We start from the raw sequence: 885 nt of genomic DNA, 5'->3' as shown, positions 1-885 counted from the left end.
CTATGTCGAAGATCTCGTCGGCGGCCTTAAGCCAGGTGGTCATGTCTCGGGGGTTGTCGTTCCAGTGGGCGAGGCCAGTTTCGGACCCCTCGTTCGAAACTTTGCACGGGGCGGTGGTCGCCGCGCCGGAACTTCATTCCGTAGGGCTCGGCGAACCACCGCTCCACCGGGTTCAGCCGGGACGGCGCCGTCCGGCGTCAAGCGCGTTCAATCGGGGTAGGGCGGCAGCCGCTGCTTGATCGCGAGTACTCTGTGAGGCAACCTTCTCTCCTCCTGAGCCCAGGCGAATTTGACGGCGTGAACGGCGTCGACGGCACGGTCGATGCAGTTGGGGGCGCACTTGACCTGCGGACGATTCAGACGGGTAAGGCTCGCTCGCCCCAGCCTTTATATTTAGGATTTTACATTCGCGCTGTATTGTAGTCGGCAAGCGCTCCGGGAAGGCCAGGTTGGCGTTCACCTCTTCGGCCTCCCCGAAGCGTGCCCGCGTCTCTAGACTATCTTAGTTGGGAGTGCCGATGGTATCGAAGCAGTCTGCCCGGTTATCGAGATGCGATCCGAGAGCCGCATTCCGCGAATGCTGACCCATATCCCAGAGAACGTTATTGCACGATGCGTCACTTCCGGACACTGTCCTGCCATAGACGCGAATAATCAGAGCACCCTTGTTGGACCATGACGAGGTTCGGTTCACGAAGTCGTACTTAGAGAAGTAGAACTTTTTCTGGTGGTAGGCGTTCCATTGGAGTCGTCGACCGCCGAAATTCTTGTACTGGTAGAAGCAGTACCAATCGTTTCCGAACACTTCAGTCGGACAACCGTCGCCTGCTGCGGCTTGCACGGTGGCCTCTACGCGCTCGGCCTTGGAAGGGTTGACGCCGGCCA

1 protein-coding gene is annotated in these 885 nt (G+C 59.3%); it reads right to left on the bottom strand.

The window, feature by feature from the left end; translation table 11 throughout:
* Positions 1–502: 502 nt before the first annotated feature.
* A partial coding sequence (locus OSB71_RS24200) for a peptidase inhibitor family I36 protein (RefSeq protein ID WP_265950941.1) occupies positions 503–885 on the bottom strand: 383 nt, incomplete at its 5' end.

The organism is Streptomyces marinisediminis, assembly GCF_026262575.1.
Classification (GTDB): Bacteria; Actinomycetota; Actinomycetes; order Streptomycetales; family Streptomycetaceae; genus Streptomyces; species Streptomyces marinisediminis.
This window is presented reverse-complemented; position numbering and strand designations above follow the sequence as displayed.